This is a genomic window from Mycobacterium sp. pW045 (assembly GCF_041287085.1).
GTDB lineage: Bacteria > Actinomycetota > Actinomycetes > Mycobacteriales > Mycobacteriaceae > Mycobacterium > Mycobacterium algericum_A.
On record NZ_JBGGKU010000027.1, the window covers coordinates 1 to 1018 of the forward strand.

At 73.4% G+C, this 1018-nt stretch carries 1 protein-coding gene; it reads right to left on the reverse strand.

Annotated elements, in window-relative coordinates:
* Positions 1-1018 (reverse strand): hypothetical protein (locus ACAG20_RS21045; RefSeq protein ID WP_370494001.1); only part of this gene is annotated, 1018 nt, incomplete at both ends.

The window sequence follows — 1018 nt, forward strand, 5'->3', positions numbered from 1 at the left end:
GTCGCGTCAGCACCGTCGAAGCCCTTACCACCGGCGCCACCATCGCCACCGTTGCCGCCCAGACCACCGGCGCCACCGGAACCGACCACCGAACCACCGGTGCCACCGGCACCACCGGAACCGCCCACACCACCCGCGGTACCGCCAGAGCCATCAATGCCCACACCGGTGCTGTCGGCACCATCGGTGCCCGCCGCACCGTTACCGCCGTTACCGCCCGCGCCACCATTGCCGTGATCACCGGCCGCACCACCGGCACCGCCATTGCCACCGGCCGTACCGGGTGCAGCACCCGGGTCACCGGCCGCGTCATAACCGGCACCACCGTTACCACCGTGACCGCTGACGGGGGCGTTGCCGGCTGCGCCGTCGGCACCGGCGTTGCCGGTTCCGGATGCCCCGCCGCTGCCGGCGCTACCACCGGCGCCACCAGCACCGACCGTGCCGGTGTCGCCGCCGCGACCACCCTGCCCACCATGGGGATTGGACGCGTCGCCGTCGGCACCTTGACCGCCGTTCCCGGCCGCGCCGGCGTCACCGCCCTGGCCGCCCTCGCCGCCATCGCCGTTGGCGCCCGCAGCACCGTTGGTCGCCGTGCCGCCGGCACCACCAGCACCGGCCACGCCACCGGCACCACCATCGCCGCCGTTGCTGCCGGTACCACCGTCACCACCGGCAGTAGTCGCGTCAGCACCGTCGAAGCCCTTACCACCGGCGCCACCATCGCCACCGTTGCCGCCCAGACCACCGGCGCCACCGGAACCGACCACCGAACCACCGGTGCCACCGGCACCACCGGAACCGCCCACACCACCCGCGGTACCGCCAGAGCCATCAATGCCCACACCGGTGCTGTCGGCACCATCGGTGCCCGCCGCACCGTTACCGCCGTTACCGCCCGCGCCACCATTGCCGTGATCACCGGCCGCACCACCGGCACCGCCATTGCCACCGGCCGTACCGGGTGCAGCACCCGGGTCACCGGCCGCGTCATAACCGGCACCACCGTTACCACCGT